This window comes from Sphingobacteriales bacterium, assembly GCA_016700115.1.
Lineage (GTDB): Bacteria > Bacteroidota > Bacteroidia > Chitinophagales > UBA2359 > UBA2359.
Genome location: CP064999.1, coordinates 1,627,795 through 1,644,844, shown reverse-complemented (window position 1 = coordinate 1,644,844; position 17,050 = coordinate 1,627,795). Strand labels below are relative to the sequence as shown.

General features: G+C 38.8%; 15 protein-coding genes. 9 read left to right on the top strand and 6 right to left on the bottom strand.

Annotated features, from left to right (window positions below; translation table 11 throughout):
• Window positions 1-116: 116 nt before the first annotated feature.
• Together IPM47_05785 and radC are read left to right on the top strand one after the other, a co-directional pair.
• Complete coding sequence (locus IPM47_05785; protein ID QQS30452.1) at window positions 117-644, top strand: hypothetical protein; 528 nt, start codon at window positions 117-119, stop codon at window positions 642-644.
• Window positions 645-786: 142 nt separating this feature from the next.
• Window positions 787-1,482: a DNA repair protein RadC gene (radC, locus tag IPM47_05780; protein QQS30451.1), complete on the top strand. Its 696-nt coding sequence runs from the start codon at window positions 787-789 to the stop codon at window positions 1,480-1,482.
• Window positions 1,483-1,489: 7 nt separating this feature from the next.
• Here the strand turns inward: radC and IPM47_05775 are convergent, their stop codons facing one another.
• Together IPM47_05775 and IPM47_05770 are read right to left on the bottom strand one after the other, a co-directional pair.
• Window positions 1,490-2,905 (bottom strand): leucine-rich repeat domain-containing protein, encoded by a 1,416-nt coding sequence (locus tag IPM47_05775; protein QQS30450.1) that lies wholly within the window; start codon window positions 2,903-2,905, stop codon window positions 1,490-1,492.
• A 294-nt stretch (window positions 2,906-3,199) separates the two neighbouring features.
• Window positions 3,200-4,366, bottom strand: a complete 1,167-nt coding sequence (locus tag IPM47_05770) for a proline dehydrogenase family protein (GenBank protein QQS31395.1) — start codon at window positions 4,364-4,366, stop codon at window positions 3,200-3,202.
• A 270-nt stretch (window positions 4,367-4,636) separates the two neighbouring features.
• Here IPM47_05770 and IPM47_05765 point away from each other — a divergent pair, with 270 nt between their 5' ends.
• The 4 genes from IPM47_05765 to IPM47_05750 all read left to right on the top strand — a co-directional run bounded on the left by IPM47_05765 (window position 4,637) and on the right by IPM47_05750 (window position 8,586).
• Window positions 4,637-5,251: a hypothetical protein gene (locus IPM47_05765; GenBank protein QQS30449.1), complete on the top strand. Its 615-nt coding sequence runs from the start codon at window positions 4,637-4,639 to the stop codon at window positions 5,249-5,251.
• Between the two features lie 169 nt (window positions 5,252-5,420).
• Window positions 5,421-5,924, top strand: a complete 504-nt coding sequence (locus IPM47_05760) for a hypothetical protein (protein ID QQS30448.1) — start codon at window positions 5,421-5,423, stop codon at window positions 5,922-5,924.
• Window positions 5,925-6,164: 240 nt separating this feature from the next.
• Window positions 6,165-7,433 (top strand): DUF4105 domain-containing protein, encoded by a 1,269-nt coding sequence (locus tag IPM47_05755; GenBank protein ID QQS30447.1) that lies wholly within the window; start codon window positions 6,165-6,167, stop codon window positions 7,431-7,433.
• 106 nt (window positions 7,434-7,539) lie between these two features.
• Complete coding sequence (locus tag IPM47_05750) at window positions 7,540-8,586, top strand: NYN domain-containing protein (GenBank protein QQS30446.1); 1,047 nt, start codon at window positions 7,540-7,542, stop codon at window positions 8,584-8,586.
• 875 nt (window positions 8,587-9,461) lie between these two features.
• Here the strand turns inward: IPM47_05750 and IPM47_05745 are convergent.
• Window positions 9,462-10,784: an anthranilate synthase component I family protein gene (locus tag IPM47_05745; protein ID QQS30445.1), complete on the bottom strand. Its 1,323-nt coding sequence runs from the start codon at window positions 10,782-10,784 to the stop codon at window positions 9,462-9,464.
• A gap of 66 nt (window positions 10,785-10,850) precedes the next feature.
• Complete coding sequence (locus IPM47_05740) at window positions 10,851-12,407, bottom strand: GH3 auxin-responsive promoter family protein (GenBank protein ID QQS31394.1); 1,557 nt, start codon at window positions 12,405-12,407, stop codon at window positions 10,851-10,853.
• Between the two features lie 221 nt (window positions 12,408-12,628).
• On the opposite strand from IPM47_05740, the gene IPM47_05735 reads away from it, so the two are divergent.
• From IPM47_05735 to IPM47_05725, 3 genes are all read left to right on the top strand, one after another.
• On the top strand, window positions 12,629-13,168 hold the full coding sequence (locus IPM47_05735; GenBank protein QQS30444.1) for a hypothetical protein: 540 nt from the start codon (window positions 12,629-12,631) through the stop codon (window positions 13,166-13,168).
• Between the two features lie 228 nt (window positions 13,169-13,396).
• Window positions 13,397-14,203 (top strand): RDD family protein, encoded by an 807-nt coding sequence (locus IPM47_05730; protein ID QQS30443.1) that lies wholly within the window; start codon window positions 13,397-13,399, stop codon window positions 14,201-14,203.
• A 28-nt stretch (window positions 14,204-14,231) separates the two neighbouring features.
• The gene (locus tag IPM47_05725; protein ID QQS30442.1) at window positions 14,232-14,975 is read left to right on the top strand and encodes a methyltransferase domain-containing protein; all 744 of its coding nucleotides are present in this window, start codon (window positions 14,232-14,234) and stop codon (window positions 14,973-14,975) included.
• Here IPM47_05725 and hemA read toward each other — a convergent pair.
• Both hemA and IPM47_05715 read right to left on the bottom strand, forming a co-directional pair.
• The gene (gene hemA, locus IPM47_05720; GenBank protein ID QQS30441.1) at window positions 14,970-16,229 is read right to left on the bottom strand and encodes a glutamyl-tRNA reductase; all 1,260 of its coding nucleotides are present in this window, start codon (window positions 16,227-16,229) and stop codon (window positions 14,970-14,972) included. The two genes, IPM47_05725 and hemA, sit on opposite strands and share 6 nt — an antisense overlap.
• A 115-nt stretch (window positions 16,230-16,344) precedes the next feature.
• A complete protein-coding gene (locus IPM47_05715; GenBank protein ID QQS30440.1) occupies window positions 16,345-17,028 on the bottom strand; it encodes a hypothetical protein in 684 nt (227 codons plus the stop codon).
• Between the last annotated feature and the right edge of the window lie 22 nt (window positions 17,029-17,050).

Genomic DNA, 17,050 nt, shown 5'->3' with positions numbered 1-17,050 from the left:
AATACCAAATTGTCCATCTTCCGGCAATAATTCATTTTGACGTGTTGCCATGCAAATTACCATTTAATTTATCTATCTTTGTTCTATCAATTTTAAACTAAACCCCGATTTCAAACATGAAAAAATTCGCCCGGTTTTTCCTAATTCTCTTTGTATCCTTAGCCATGATCAGCATTACTTCTTGTGAAGATGACGATCCTGATGACAATAATAACAATAATAATCCGGCAAATTCGGTAGAAGCCAAAATAGCTGACGACAGCAATATCGCCAATCCTGAAGATTGGAAATCGTCTTCTGTAACCGCAAATTTAGTAAATAATATCACCACCATTACCGCAGTCGGTACCGATGGTTCGCAACTTATCATCACCATACCGGGCGATGCAACAGGAACTTACCCCTTGAATATCAGCAGTGGCAGCCATGCAACCATTGTTTTTGCCGAAGACCCGGTTGCTGCAGGTGCCAACCCCAACTTGTTGTTTTACGGCGTTGATGGTAGCGGTAGCGTAGTGATTACCAAATACGACAAAACCAATAAACAAATATCGGGCACATTTCAGTTTCAGGTCATTCGTTTGTTATCGGGGGTAAGACGTTATTTCACCCTTGGAGAAATTACAGACGTTACCTATCAATAATTAACACTTTACCTTCCGCCTTCCGGTTGAATTTCTTTTTTAAACTGCCCGCTTAACCTGAAATAAAGGATAGGTGGGCAGTTTGAATTTATATAATGACGCTTGCTGTTAAATATATCCATTACCTCCAACCCAAATGAATATGGAATATATAAAAATGGGCATCAAATCGTGGGCAGAAGAAGATCGCCCGCGCGAAAAATTGTTATTAAGGGGCAAAGAATCTCTGACCGATGCCGAGTTGTTGGCTATTTTAATCGGCTCCGGCTCAAAAAACGAAACAGCAGTAGCCCTTTGTATGAGAATTTTAAAAGATGCCGCCGAAAACAATCTGGACGAACTGGCAAAGTTAGATATTGCTGCTTTGAGAGATTTTAAAGGAATTGGCGAAGCAAAAGCCATCACGATTGTAGCCGCATTGGAACTTGGCAGACGAAGGCGACTTGCACAACTTGGCCCAAAACCGGCAATTAAAAGCAGTAATGATGCTTTTGAAGTTTTACAACCAAGACTTGGGGACTTGCTCCATGAAGAATTTTGGGTACTTTTTCTCAACCGCGCCAACATAGTAGTTGCAGCCGAATGTGTCAGTTCGGGAGGGATTGCCGGAACGGTGGCCGATTCTAAAATCATTTTCAAAAAGGCTATCACCTATCTTGCTTCCGGCATTATTGCTGCCCACAATCACCCTTCGGGAAACCTGAAACCCAGTCAGGCAGATATTCAACTGACTAACAAATTGTCTGAAACCGGTAAACTGCTCGAGATCCCTTTGTTGGACCATCTCATTATCACCAACGCAGGGTATTATAGTTTTGCAGATGAGGGTATTTTGTAGCAGGGGCTTAAATCCTGTAAACCGCCATCCCCGGCGGAGCAAATTCCTGATGAGTCGTTTGTGAGATTGGTTGAATTTGCAGGATTTGATTTTGTAATTGTCTTACTGCAAGGTTTAGTTTGGTTTTAGATATCCCAAACATCCGGGCGGATGCAAACACCCATTGACATTGAGTTTTCCATTCCTTAAGAACAACCGAATCCAACTTTAATTCTGCAAATTCATCCGCAATGAGTGTTGAAGTAATCAGATCCGGTTTATTGCTGCTTAAAGGTTGTAAAAACTGATATAATAAGCGGTATGCACTATTTATCTCTATTGCTTCAGAACAGATAAGTTCCAAAATTAACCGGTTGTCATTAGCCGACGACACCTCCAAACGGATGGAAGCGTTTGAAAATGCCTGTTTAAAGCGGGTGAAATAATTCAAATACTGTTTTAATACAAGCAACAATCCATCATCCAGTGCTTCAGAATGAAAATGCCGTATGATAGGATTGACCGTGTAATCAATTCCCTTGCTCATATATTGAAAAAGAGCATAAATACCGGCTTCTGAAAGCTTTTTGTAGGGCTCTTTCAGGGGGTTTTCTTCTGACAAAAACTCCTTCAATCCCAATAGTTGAGCCATACTGCGTGGCAGTTCGGTAAGTTGGTTTTCCGAAACATCCAAAGTTTTCAACTTGCTGAGTTGACCAATCTCATCGGGAAGTTGGGTCAGCAGGTTATCTACGATTTCCAGGGATTGTAATTCGGTTAGATATTGAATCTCTGAAGGAAGGCTGTCAATCTGATTGCTTGATAAATCAAGCGCAACCAACCTGAACAGTTGGGTGATTGAAACAGGAAAAGCTTTAAACTGATTGTAGCTAAGGTCTAAATGGGTTAGTTGTTTTAAATTGGAAATACCAAAAGGCAGGGAAGTCAGTTGATTATCAGACAAACAAAGATGCTTCAGCTTTCTGAGATGTCCCACAACAGGCGGAACAAATTCAAAAGCATTTTTTGACAAATCCAAAAAAGTCAGTTTGCTGAGTTGTCGGAGCGAAGAAGGCATTGAACTGAGATTGTTGACACATAAAATCAAGGTCTTTAGGTTTGTCAGTTCTCCGATTTCGTCCGGCAGCCCGGTGATCTTATTTCTCGAAAGGCTTAGTTCTCTCAGGTGTTCTAACCGGCAAAGTTCAACTGGAAGGCTGGAAAGTTTGTTGCCTTCGAGATTTAGTGTCCGAAGATTTTTTAGTTTGCCAATTTGCGGCGGAAGGGCAGTTAACCTGTTTTCCCGTAAATCCAAATGTTCCAAATTCTCCAAACGACCAATTTCGGGAGGCAGGTCATCCAAATATCTGCTGAACAAAGTAAGCTGTTTTTGCTTGCTTTGTTCGGCATCGCGAATAGTTTGAAGTATGGAGTATTTGCTCATATTGCGGTAAAAATACGGCCTCTCACAATACTTGATACTAACGCTCTGTCATTATTAAGTCATTTTTTTATAAACCTTTTTACAAATTCAACTTTTTTTGGGCAAGGTTTTTTCAGTCAAAATGTTGTACGCGCTTTTAAAATTGAGGGTTCAGGGTTTTATTGGTAGTTAAGGATAGCTTGATGAAGGTAAAACCCTTCAAAAAGAGCACCTTTTAAATTATTTTACTTATTTATGACAATTTTTCTTTTAATTATTTTGTCAAACAAACGTTGCTAACCTCTTAAAGGCACATTAAAGTTTACTTCGCCGCTTTTTTTCCTGAAGAATTAATCCAAGTTCCCGGCTCATTTGTCCGGTAACGGAGGTGTTTTCCTCACTTCGACGAATCAGGTAGGGTATCACTTCTCTGACCGGACCATACGGCAGATATTTGGCAACATTATATCCTGCTTTGGCTAAGTTGAAAGTGATATGATCGCCCATCCCATAAAGTTGTGCAAACCAAACATTGGGATGATTGGCTTCAACCCCTGCTTGCTGCATCACCCTGCAAAGATAATCAGCACTGTCTTCGTTGTGCGACGCATTACAAACTGCCACCCCTTCGATATGACGAATACAAAATTCAAGTGCTGCATTAAAATCGCGGTCTGATGAGGCTTTGTCCGGTTGAATTGGAGAAGGATAACCGTATTCTTTTGCGCGGGCTCTTTCTTTTTCCATATAAGCACCCCGAACTAATTTTACGGCAGCTAAAAATCCCTTTTCCTGAGCATCGGCATAGAGTTGTTTTAAAAATCCGAGCCGGTCGTGCCGGTACATTTGAAGGGTGGTAAAGGCATAGGGGAAACCTTTGTTGTATTGTTCCATCATAGTATTTACCAACAAATCAATGGCAGGCTGAACCCAACTTTCTTCTGCATCAAAATAAATGCTGATTTTGGCATTGCGGGCAGCAGTGCAAAGTTGGTGCATCCGTTTCCAAACGTTGTCCCATTCAGCTTGTTCTTCAGTTGTGAGAGAAGTGTTGTTGCTTACTTTTTCCAGCAAAGCAAACCGGGCATATCCGGTAATTTTGGTACTAATGGCTGGAACCGCGGGGTTAGTCCGGGCAAATTCAATAGATTTGAGCAGTTGTTGAATGGTTTGGTCAAAATCGGCTTCCGATTCTTTGGCCTCCACGCCATAATCTAATAAAGATTTGACTCCGTATTGATTAAGCCGCGCAATAACGGGCAGCGAACTTTGAAGAGATTCCCCGCTGCAAAACTGATTGTAAATGGTATATTTTACAAAAGGAGTTACCGGCAGGTGCCATTTGAATGACAGTCTTGCCAGCGTAGTGCTGACTTTCACCAGCGAAGAATTGTTAATCAAACGGAACAGCCAATAAGATTTGTTCAGTTCGTTGTTTGATTTGTAGGCAAATGCAGTTTGTGTATCTGTAAAGTTGATCACAGAAGGGGGCGATGTGGTTTCTTTTTCCATATTTTACCTAACGACTTTGTAGAACGTAAATAATGAGAAGAACAGACTGCAAAAATGAAATTATTTTGGGAGCAATTTAAGTGCTTTATAACAACTTTTCTATCCCGTTTAAATTTCTACCCTATATTGAAGCCTGACCTGTTTGCCAATTTTGTTCAATAAAATCAGATTATTAAACTTTCACCGTAAATTTGCATTTTATATCCGAATAATTACTGTTTTAGTTAAATTAGACTTACCATGAAAAATTTAATGTTTTTGCTTTTTGCATTGCTCGGTTGTTCCTTTTCATTTAAAGTAATGGCACAGGTGGGCGGCAGCAATAACGCCATCAGCACTCCCGATTATTTGCCGGAAGCCATTTACGAAGTCCGGTATTGGACAAATATGGCAAACCCACTCGATTCAAGAGTATATATTGATACGATGGTATTTTTTGGAAATGAAAGGGCAGCATTTGAATATACCAGCACCAATTGCAAATCTTATAGTTGCCGTCAAAACGATTCCATGATTTATGTGGTCATGCCCAAGTTTTCATCCGGTGAAAAAGAGTGGGTTTTGGGAAAAAACTTTGTACGGCGAATGTATCAGGTATCGGTGCCCTTCAGAAAATTTGACCGCGATATTTATAAAGTATTTGTCAGTGACCTCGATAACCGGGATACCGGTATTGGCGACTATGCTTTAGTTTCTAAACAGTTCGGGATAATTTACCGCTACAATCCAATGGGTGAAATCTTAATGCTCAACCGCATTGATGTCTGGAGAAACGGAAAGGTCATGGATGAAATTGACCTCTTGCCCCTTCACATTGAACTCGGCAGATCTGATATTTTTACCGGCTATGATTAAGTGAAATTATCTCTTTGTTACTCAACCCACCAATTAGACGCTGATCTAATTCTATGACGATAATGGTACTCTTATTTCCACATTCACCCCACCCGAACAAGTCTCTGATCTTTGAACACTTGCACCGATAAATGCAGCAATTCTTGCTACCTAAACTAACGATCCGAATATGAAATATATAATAATTCTTTTTGCCGCATGGATGATTGTTTCTTGTCAACCTTCCAGCAAATCTGAAAACAACGAGCAGGAAAGTGCCACTTCTTCCATTTCTCAAGCACCTACCCCCTCCCCTGTTCCAACTAAAGACACCTTATGTTATGAAAGCCGGTTTAGCAAAGAGGTATTCAGTTTGATGCTCATTATTACCAACGATAGAGAGGTTGAAGGCACCTTAAATTACGTGTTTGAGGAAAAAGACAGCGCTTATGGAACACTGAAAGGGAGGAAATCGGGAAACATTATTGATGCCGATTACACATTTACAATAGAAGGAAGCCAACAAACCGAAGTGGTAGAATTTAAAATGGAAGACGACCGGATACTCCGTAAAATCGGACCCCTGGTCGAAAAAGAAGGAAAATTGATGTTGCAAGACTCTGAAAAGTCAACTTTTGCAGAAACATTTATGCAAATAGATTGTGCCAATTCCACAATCAGTATTTCTAATTAATGTTTGACAAAGATGCGCTTTATACTTAGATAGAGAAATAAATATTCCCTGTTTTTACTACTAATGCTGAAATCAGGAAACATGAAGTTAGAATAATGTCAGCAAACAAACTAAAGGTTCTAAAATCAATTTAGAAATAGCCTATCGGGCTTAGAATATAAACGCCGGATAGTCAATAACCGATAATATAGCCTACCTTTGTCTGTTCGGTTTTGGATGTATAAACATGAAAAATAGACCGTGAAAACAAATGTTAATAACAGACCAATATGGTGTTGCAGCAATCTTTTAAATCTTGCCATCATATTTAGAACAATACTTTTATTGTCAGGCAATTGGTTTGTTTTATCACCGCTACATGCTCAAACCGGACAAGTTACCTCACATGCAGAAGTCAGTTTATTGACTTGCTCTCCGGGAAACGAAATTTATTCTTATTTCGGGCATTGCGCCATTCGGGTAAAGGATATCAATACCAACTACGACAAAGTGTATAATTACGGCACTTTCAGTTTTGATCAACCCAATTTTTATACAAAATTCATCCGGGGCAAACTGATGTATCAATTATCGGTCAATACATTTTCCCGGTTTGTTTCTGAATACGAAAGTGAAGACAGGTGGGTCATCGAACAAGTTCTTAATTTGAGCCCGGCCGACAAACAGGTTTTTATAGAAAAACTGACCATCAATGCCCGCCGCGAAAACAGACAATACCTCTACGATTTCTTTTTTGACAACTGCGCCACCCGTCCAAGAGATTTATTGGAAAACAGCCTTCCCAACCGTATTTTTTTTTCTGAAAACACAGAAGGCAGCGACCTCAGTTTCAGAGAGTTAATTGACCCTTATATTACGCGAAACGCTTGGGTTGATTTTGGAATTGACCTGATATTAGGGCTTCCCACCGACCGCAAAGCTACTGCCCGGGAATATATGTTTTTACCCGATTACCTGATGAATGCCTTTGCCAACGCACAAATAACCGATTCCTTAGGCAGAAAAATGCCTTTAGTCAAAGAAGTTCGTCAGGTGGTTGATGCAAAGCTTCCCCCTGACCCAAAAATCCTTTTTACTCCTGTTTTAATTTTCGCTTTTATTTTTATTGCCGGTGTTTTATTTTCCATTTTTCAATTAAAAAAGAAATCATTTCACCCCGCTTTCGATGTTATTTTTTTTGGTCTGTTGGGGGGGGTGGGAATTTTAATTCTTTTTTTATGGTTTGGCACCGATCATCAGGTTCTGGCTTTTAATTTGAACCTTTTTTGGGCATTTCCTTTACACCTGATTGCCGCAGCACTTTTGCTGCTCAGAAATACACCTAACTGGGTGGGTGTCTATTTCGGAGCTGTTGCCCTGATCGGTGTGCTGATTTTGTTACTATGGATTTGGTTGCCGCAACAACTTCATCATTCACTGATATTTATTGTGGCGTTGATGACACTCAGGGCTTCGGTTTTATACAAAGTGTACCGGGCATCACTAAAATCAGAAGCCATTCAAACCTGATGTTTTTTTGTCTGTTTCTGCAAAATGTTGCTGAAGCCAATTCATTTTACAGGACTGCAACTTTTTTACCAAGATTTTATACAGTTTATTTTTAAAAAATAATACAATGGGGACACAACAACAAGGAAAAATCACTAAAATCGGAGTATTCTATGACGGTGGATACTTTTCAAGAGTAACACAGTACTACCGGTATTATGAACGAAAATCGCGTATCAGCATCAAAGGGCTGCATGAATTTATACGCGGAAAAGTAATGGAATTAGAGTCGGTCGAGCAAAAGCACTATTGTCAGGTAGTAGATGCTCACTATTTCAGAGGGAGGTTTAGCGCTTACGATGCCGCAAAACGAGAAAACCAACTCCTGTATGACCGGATTTTTGATGACATTTTGATGTATGCCGGAGTGGTAACACACTATTTACCCATGTTTTCCGACAAATCTAAATTGGCAGATCGTTCAGAAAAAGGAATTGATGTTTGGTTTGCTTTAGAAGCATTCGAGCTGGCTATTCTAAAAAAGTTTGATGTAGTCGTGCTCATTACCGGTGATGGCGATTACCTCCCTTTAGTTAAAAAACTAAACACATTGGGAACTCGGGTTATGCTTCTTTACTGGGATCTGGAGTTTCCACCCGATGTAGTCATCCCTCCGGTCAGAACCAATATTGGATTGATTAACGAAGCTACCTATGAGGTAAACATGTCGGAAATTATGCGTTCTCGAAGGTCAAATCAAATCGTTGAAAGCATGTTTATTCCTATTGATGAAGAGGAAGAACTTACCAGAAAAAGAAACAATGATTTTGTCAGACAATCAGATTTCCCTTTGGAATTGCTGGAAGGTATAATTATTCATATTGATTTTGAACGAGGATTGGGTAATATAAAATCTGACGACAATTCATTTCCCAATATCATCTTTTTCCGAAGCCGTACCGAAGATTTTTTCAATCTTGAAAAAGGAGACCGCGTTGCCTTTGAAGTAGGTAAAAATGAAAGAGGCCCAATGGCCATCAATGTGCGGTGTCTGGAACATTTTTCAAGAGACCTCGATGATGATGAAATGGAAAATGAAGCTTTGTTAAGTGACGAACCTAATGGCAATACTTTTGACAATGTTCAGGACGATGACAACCTGCTTTTAAACTAATTGTCATTTGTCAAGCCTGCTATGAGCAAGTCAGGAATTAAAAATTCATGTTTAGGATATTGCTGCATGAACAGGATTCTTGTTGTAAACAACAGACAAAGATTTAACTGTCAAGCATTATAAATAAAATCCTTTGCATCATCCAATCTGTTTGCTTGTTGCTTGAGGAGCTGTTCTGAATGCATTTAATTGTGTTAAGGCCTTATGGGTTTGTCAAAAACTCATAAGGTTGAAAAACACAATCAAACATTTAACAATCAGAACTATAATTTTTGAACTTAGTAAAACTTGTTGTCAACTAACCTGACTATTATTCTCTAAAGGATAAACTATGAGGATATAGGTTATTAAATTTTTTGAGCCTTCTCCTAAAATCAACCATCACAACAGCAATTATAGGGGGGGCAAATCAAAAAAAGGACACCTAAATCGGCAAACGATACAACCTTGCGCAGGATTTAATAAAAACTGTCTTGAATTAGGGAGAAAATCTTGTTAAGTTAAACGAATAAAATTGTCATTTTATTGAAAAACAAAGTTGGTTTTGATCCAAATCTTGTTTCAAAAATGAAAGAATTATCAATTTTTAAGACCAAAATGATAATTTAAAAGTATAAAATTGCAATAGAAAAGGGCGAAATTGCAATTGAAAAGATTAAAATTGCAATTGAAAAGGGTAAAATTGCAATCTAACTCCTTAAAATGATAATTTTTTAGAAGAAAATTGATTTTTTTGAAGTAAATGAAACAAGAAATGGTTCATTTCTTATTTCATTTCTGGTTAAAATTATCATTTTTTCTGGCTTAAAGTGCACTTTTATTAAAAATTCATCTCCATTGTTTTTTTAAAAGTCTGTTTATTCCATCCGCATCCTTTAAGCTAAAGACCTGATGATGGCTTGTGCTTTTAAAAGACATTCTTCATATTCACTTTCGGCATTTGACCCAAAAGTGATGGCGCTTCCCACATGAAGAGATAAATAAGCGCCGGCTTCGTTGTAAAGCAAACTTCTGATAACCACATTAAAATCAAAATCGCCTTTTGGTGTAATATACCCAACTGCGCCTGAAAAAAGTCCGCGCGTGGTCAGTTCGTATTTCTCTATCAACTGCATCGCCATTATTTTAGGTGCGCCGGTCATCGAACCCATCGGAAAAGCATTTTTTATTGCTTCTGTCCAATGGACTTCGGGGTGCAAACGGGCGGTGATGGTTGAAATTAAATGATGAACCGTTTTAAAGGTATATGTTCCAAAAAGTTCAGGCACTTTTATCGTTCCATGAATTGCTGAACGGGTTAAATCATTTCGAACCAAATCAACAATCATTACATTTTCAGCCCTTTCCTTCGCATTTTGAAATAATTGTTCCTTTAGCTTTTGGTCTTCGTTTGCATCTTGTAAATTTCTTTTTGAAGTGCCTTTGATGGGTTGTGAAATCAGCAAACCGGACCTGTTTTTTAAAAAACGTTCCGGACTTGCACAAAGCAAATACTGTTGTTTGTATTTAACAAAAGCCGAAAAAGGAGGCAGTGCAATTTTAAGAAGCCGAGAAAACACGGAATAAGGATTGATGTTGACCTGATCTGCATACCATTCCTGACATAAATTAACCTCATACAAATCCCCTTGTCTGATATGTTCCCGTAGTTTTTCCACGCTCTCAAGGTAATCTTCTTTGTTCATACGGGGGGTTAGCACTACCGATTGATTTGCAGTTTCAAGCACTCCGGTCATTTGCTGTTCAATCTGATCAAACACTATTTCCGGTGTAAACGGACTGCTACTAACCACACTGATTGACAATTCATCAGAATTTGAAGAAAGGGTGATTAGCACTTCAGGTTCAAAAAAATATAAGTCCGGCATCATCACCCTATCCGGAAGGGAAGATTCCAATTCTTCGGTTTCGTTTTTCAAATCATATCCGAAAAATCCAAACAACCAAGAAGGTTGCTGTTCGTGCATGGCTTTTAGTTGTTCAAAACTGTTTCGCTGTTCATTTTTATAAGTAGTAATTTGTAAGGGTAAATTCCGGGCAACCGCCAACATACATTCATAGCTTGAAAATTTGTCAAAGGCATAATCGTTGCTGTCTAAATAAACTATGGTTTCAAAACTCACCGACCATGCACGCAACTTTTCTTTAAACCCATTTTTGTTGTAAATGAGAAACTGATTGGTTTTTCGGGTATTCATAAAAGTCCGGTAAATTTTAAGATTATCTGTCATCAATCCCTGTAAAGAGAAGATCACCGGTTCAGTTTAGATGGTTGTGCTGTCTTTGCCAATATGATCAGACCATGATTGCAAGGACTTGCCTCGCAACACACGGGGAAATTTGTGTTGGCCGCCCATTTTCCCTTCTTTTTCCATCCATTGATAAAAAGACTTAGTGGGTAAAATTTCTAAAAAAATTTCCTTTAAGACCCCTGCATTTCTTTCCGTCTGATAGTCGTCATTCAACTGTTTCAGATAGGTGTCTAAACGGTGTTTAATAATATTGGTTTTCAGATTGGTGGCATCTGTTCCAATAAACCATTGATGGGCATACGCATTTTCGTAGGAGATGCCTGAAACTGCAAACTCAGGAATTGAAACATTAAACTCCTCTTCAATTTTTTCAATAGCATGGTTCATGTTATCCACCGACAAATGCTCGCCGCATAAACTGATAAAATGTTTGGTGCGTCCTGTAACAACAATTTCACAGTTTTCAACATCGGTAAATTTGATGGTATCGCCAATTAAATACCGCCAGGCACCGGAACGGGTACTAAGCAATAAAGCATATTCTTTTTGAGTTTCAACTTCATGAATCAGCAAACTTTTTGCATCGGGCAACACTTCCCCTCCTGCGGTAAAGTTTTGGTCGGTAAATGGAACAAACTCAAAAAAAATACTCTGGTCTAAAATCATTCTCATGGCTCTTGAATCCGGCCTGCTTTGAAAGGCAATATCTCCTTCCGAAGCAAAATAGGTATCTATAAACACAACCGGTTTTCCAAACAAAGCCTCCAAAGATTTCCGGTAAGGCTCAAAAGCAATTCCTCCATGCACCAATACCGACAAATTTGGCCAAATATCATGAATAGTCCGCAATCCATGTTTGTCAATAATATGCTTCAGCATCAGGCATATCCAGGAAGGGATGCCGGTTATTGCTCCGATGTTCCAGCTTTTGGCATGTTTTGCAATCAAATCAAGCTTAGAGAACCAGTCGTCAGTTTGAGCAATCTGTGCTCCGGGTTTGTAATAAGATTTAAACCAAATCGGCAGTTTTGAAGCAGTAATTCCGCTTAAATCGCCCACAAAAAAATTGTTAACCTTTTTGAGGTTGGTACTACCCCCAAGCATGAAAATCTGAGTTCCCCAAAAAGAATCCGGAATTGGAAATTCCGAAAGATTTAATATCAGCCTGACCGCAGTATTCCTAAAAGACCTGAGCATGTCATAGGATTCGGGAATATATTTACTGCTGCCTGCCGTTGTACCTGAACTAAGCGCAAAATAATTGATTTTACCCGGCCAGGTAACATTCTCCTCACCTTGCTGATATTTATGCCACCACGATTTATAGATTAATTCGTAATTAAAAATCGGAACTGACTGTCTGAAATCGTCTGTAACCTGTTTTGAACGCAGCAATTTTTCAAAAGAATAATATTGCCCGAATTGCGTGTTTTTGGCAGTGGTCAACATTCGGGTAAGTACTTTTTTTTGTGCAGTTACAGGAATTGGGGCCTGTACATTCGAAATCATCCGATTAGCCCGGTATCCAATTTTTAATCCGGTTCTTATGAGTTTTCCAAATATTTCCATCATCAGGTTGTTTTAAAATAGTCTAATATGTTTAAATGGCAACAAGAACTTCATGCAGGAAAACAAAATTATTTCAATTATTGCCGTTTGTTTTCTAATTTGCATGTACATACTACCCATTTCTACAGCATAAAACATCCTAACTTATCATCAATAGAATCCGGCGTGCCGTTTTATAATCTTTTCTATCCTTTTTTCGTTTAGATAGCGATTATTGATTTATGAAGCAACAAGGTACAAAAAGCATACAATTTGCCGATATCCAAATTATAAAATCGGCATTAAAGCGCGACAGAAACCTAAAGGTCTGTTTTGGACTTTTCTTGCTTCTGCTCAGTATAGGTTTGTTGATAATTGTTGCTCGCCTTTTCCCTGCAAAATCAGTTTTTGCGCTTTCTGTCTTTCTGCTTTTATCGGGGTTTACCGGGTTATACTTTTTTTTGCAAGGCTTACTTAGATATGATACGCAAAGAAATCACCTCCTCAAATTGCTTTTGTACCAACCCGATCAAGTAGTTTGGGTCTATTACCGCAAAGTAGAAAACATCCCTTTCGGAATCCGGATTTTTAATTTAACCACCTTGTTCATTTGTTTGCGCAACCGTGATTTTATCGCATTGCCGATGTCTGAACCAAAAATTCGGCAACTCATTGATTTACTCAAATTAAGGTTGCCCAATACTGTTTTTGGTTATACTATTCAACGGGCACAATTATATGACATTTCTCCCGACTTAGTCGGCTCAGAAAAAGAATATTAGCTTTTCTTTGAGTAGTCTTCAATCTTTTATACCTGAATTTAATCGTTCTTGCAGCTTTAATGCGGGTTGTGGGGGGTTGGGTTTATAAATTGAACCCTTGATTTAAAAACCAATCGTCTAAAATCCCTCTTTTTTAATTTTTTTTAACATTCTGAAACTTTTTTAGTTAGATTTCTACTTACATTAGTATAAACAATTTAACTACATCTAAAAACCCGATTAAACGTTATGGAAGAAACACGATTGCCCATGGAACCTATCGTTCTAATTGACAAATCCAAAAGCAAAGAAGTACATATTGTTGCCGGCACAAACAATTCATTTGAAGATGTTGTACGTTCCGCCCAGCGTATCAGCACCGGTTTGTTCGAAGGTGAATGGAATCTATGTTATATTCAACCCAACACACAAGAGGTTGTACCCATAGACAAAGAACAGACTATTGGCGAACTGATCGAAAAAAACATTGACACATTCTATTGGAATTACGTAAAACCTTCGTTCAAAATACCTATCGCTTCGGATTCGAGAAGTACTCGGCGCCATGAAACTCAAACTCAATGGCAGCAAAAAACCCAAAACAAAGTTCCACACATCGGAAAAACCGTTTATGCCGATGAAGTTGCCGGTGCTATGGTAGGACAAGGTCCAAAAATTATTGAATATGCCAATGTTGGAAAACGAATCACCGCCTTCATTATTGACTGGCTCATTTTGGTCTTGTTGTTAAGGCTTTTTGGAAGTTCTAATGCCGGTGGTTTTGCCCTAATTTTTTGGTGGTTATATTTTGCTTTATTGGAAAGTTCTTCAAAACAAGCCACTTTTGGCAAACAAATCATGGGGCTGAAAGTAACCGACCAAAACGGGCGCAGAATTTCTTTCGGAAAAGCAACCGGACGATTTTTTGCGAAACTACTCAGTTGGATGACCTTGTTGATTGGGTTCTTTCTTGCTTTTTTCACCGAAAAAAAACAGGCCCTTCACGACATTATTACCAATTGTCTGGTACTCGAAGTGAAAGACTATAAGGGTTAGTCAGGTTGTTTTACTCCTATTACCAACCATGAACTTTAAGGATTATTTTTCAGCGCAATCCGATGCTTACGCCCGGTATCGTCCCGAATATCCGGAAGAATTGTACCGTTTTTTACTCGGATTAGTACCTTCAAGGCAAAAAGCCTGGGATTGCGCTACCGGAAACGGTCAGGTCGCTGTTCGTTTGGCTCAATACTTTGAAACAGTGTTTGCTACTGATGCCAGTGAAGCACAAATAAGTCATGCAAAACATTTGTCAAACATTCAATATCGGGTAGCAACAGCAGAAAACAGTGGACTACCTTCAGAAAGTGTTCAACTGATAACGGTAGGTCAGGCATTGCATTGGTTTAACTTTGATGCCTTTTATAAAGAAGCCCGCAGAGTTGCTGCCGACAACGCCCTGCTTGCAGTTTGGGGCTATGAACTTTGTGAAATTAATCCAGAGATTGATGCTGTTTTTATGCGATATTACCGGGATATTCTTTCCCCATTTTGGCCGCCTGAACGTGAGTATGTTGAAAAAAGGTATCAGACAATCCCTTTTCCTTTTACTGATCTAAAAGTGCCCGGTTTTTTCCTTTATCTGAAACATAACTTAGAAGGCTTTATGGGTTATTTGAGCAGTTGGTCTGCCACACAAAAATACCTTAAACAAGTTGGTAAAAACCCGCTGGAGTTGATTGAAAGCGATTTGATAAAAGCCTGGGGAAATCCTGAGGAGGTAAAAACACTAAAGTTTCCACTCTTTTTAAGAGCTGCGTATCTATAAAGGTTCTGTTGCCGATAATTCATCGGCAAGCACATTTTTAGCCACTTTTATAGGGATACCAATATATTTTTGTTCCAGATAGCCAACTACCTTTTGCAATATGGCTTTTGACTGTTCGTCCATCCCCGCTATCTCTTTTTGAAAAACATTGTTTAAGGCTTTGTCTTTTACTGCTTTAATTTGTTCAGGAAGTGCGGACATCGCTTTTTCAATCCTTCTTTGACGAATTAGTAGCTTAAATTCTTCCAATTTTTCGTCAACTATTAATTGTGCGTGGACTAATTCTTTTTTACGAAGTTGCAAATTCAACTGTGCCAGTTCCCTCAATTTTTCAACCTCTACATAACTGACATCAAAATTTTCCTTTACAACAGATTCAACATCATTGGGAATTGCTAAATCAACTATGATTTTATGAGAGTTGTCATTGCCAATAAGCTGACGATATACCTTTTCGGTGATGATAGCTTCAGTTGAGCCGGTACAGGCTATAAGCACATCAAACCCTCCCGTAAACGAATGTAGGCTTGACAAAGGGAATGCTACTCCTTTAAGTTTAAAAGCCAGTTGTTGGGCAGTGCTTAGGGTTCTGTTAAAAACAGTAAAGTTTTTGTAGCCGTTTTTCAGCAAAAACTTGGCAACTAAGTTATTGGTCTGTCCTGCTCCGATTAAAACAAACCGGGCTTGTTTGTCTGGATTAAGCGTCTGCAATTGTTGCATGGCAAGTGATACAACAGAGATACTGTTTTCCCCTATCTGTGTTCGGGTATAAATTTCTTTCGCTAAAGGAATAGCTGTTTTTATCGCTAATCGGATACTATCCCCGGTTAACTGATGTGCATTGCAATATTCATAAGCTTCTTTGATTTGTCTCAAAATTTCCCGCTCTCCAACGACTAAAGAGTCTATGGATGCTGCAACTTCAAAAATATGTTTCACTGCTTCTTTTCCCTGATAAACACTTACCAATTCAGCCATATCGAAAAGGCAATGTTCCGGAATGTTGGGATGTAACCGTGCAAAAAAGCGCAATAAATAAGCTCTGTCTATATTCGCTTTTTCCTGTACTATGAAAAAAGTAAGCCGGTTACAGGTTGCCAGATACATTAACTCGGCAATTCCTAAGTCTGCTTTGATTTCATGTAAGGTTTTTACTAATTCAGCCGGATCGTCGCTTACTGAGGGAATATACTTGCCAATATGATTGATATTGGCTGTTTTATGAGTTATTGTAATAACACAGAAATGATTCACTTTCTTAGCTTAGGTTTTAACCGCAAAGATAACATAGAAAACGCTAATCGCTGTCATTTTCCTGTAAAGAAGCAACCCGATTAGTTTAACTGTTGCCTAAGAAGCAATTAAAAGCTTACTTACTCAAAGTCATTGGAAAATATTGCCCATAAGCATTATAAGCTACACCGGTCATTGTGCCATTTGGGTTTAATTCTAAAGAACCGGTATATGTGCTTTGCATATCCATAGCTTCAAACTGAATATAGTTGCCACTAATAAAACCTTGCCCGCTTCCGGTATTCATCCCATTATTCATCATTGTAAAGGTAATATTACTCCCGTTTTGGCTAAAAATATACTGCATACCGGGATAACCGGCTACATTCCACCTACCACTTACTTTTACAGGTTTGTAGTAAACATCGTCTTCTCCTCCATATCCTGTTGAACCTCCGTTATTTGAACTGCCTCCGGATGAAGCATTGCCTCGTTTTTTCTGCGCTTCCAAATCTTTTTTCATTTGCTCCATTTGTTGTTCTAACTGCGCTTGTTTCTTCTTAAGTGCTTCTTTTTCTGCATCAGTTGAATTTTCAGGAACAAAGCTGCCTCCGCCCTGTCCACCCTGATTTGACGGAGTTATGTTGTTATTTTGTTGCTGTTCGTTAGATCCTTCATTAACAGTAGTTTGTATTGTTTTTTCTTTTGGTATTGAATCCAGTAGTTTTGGGACTATCCCTACAACAGCCGTCAATAATCCTATAATTGCTACAACAATGGTAGCAGTTGCTCCTAAGTTTGATTTGCCGCCTTCGCTCATTTTATAGGTTTTTAATGGATTT

Bases quoted from the DNA above. Each gene is read 5' to 3' on its own strand.
- IPM47_05750 (QQS30446.1), top strand. From the start codon at position 7,540: ATGGGGACACAACAACAAGGAAAAATCACTAAAATCGGAGTATTCTAT.
- IPM47_05760 (QQS30448.1), top strand. From the start codon at position 5,421: ATGAAATATATAATAATTCTTTTTGCCGCATGGATGATTGTTTCTTGT.
- IPM47_05785 (QQS30452.1), top strand. From the start codon at position 117: ATGAAAAAATTCGCCCGGTTTTTCCTAATTCTCTTTGTATCCTTAGCC.
- IPM47_05765 (QQS30449.1), top strand. From the start codon at position 4,637: ATGAAAAATTTAATGTTTTTGCTTTTTGCATTGCTCGGTTGTTCCTTT.
- IPM47_05775 (QQS30450.1), bottom strand. From the start codon at position 2,905: ATGAGCAAATACTCCATACTTCAAACTATTCGCGATGCCGAACAAAGC.
- IPM47_05715 (QQS30440.1), bottom strand. From the start codon at position 17,028: ATGAGCGAAGGCGGCAAATCAAACTTAGGAGCAACTGCTACCATTGTT.
- IPM47_05725 (QQS30442.1), top strand. From the start codon at position 14,232: ATGAACTTTAAGGATTATTTTTCAGCGCAATCCGATGCTTACGCCCGG.
- IPM47_05745 (QQS30445.1), bottom strand. From the start codon at position 10,784: ATGAATACCCGAAAAACCAATCAGTTTCTCATTTACAACAAAAATGGG.
- IPM47_05740 (QQS31394.1), bottom strand. From the start codon at position 12,407: ATGGAAATATTTGGAAAACTCATAAGAACCGGATTAAAAATTGGATAC.
- radC (QQS30451.1), top strand. From the start codon at position 787: ATGGAATATATAAAAATGGGCATCAAATCGTGGGCAGAAGAAGATCGC.
- IPM47_05735 (QQS30444.1), top strand. From the start codon at position 12,629: ATGAAGCAACAAGGTACAAAAAGCATACAATTTGCCGATATCCAAATT.
- IPM47_05730 (QQS30443.1), top strand. From the start codon at position 13,397: ATGGAAGAAACACGATTGCCCATGGAACCTATCGTTCTAATTGACAAA.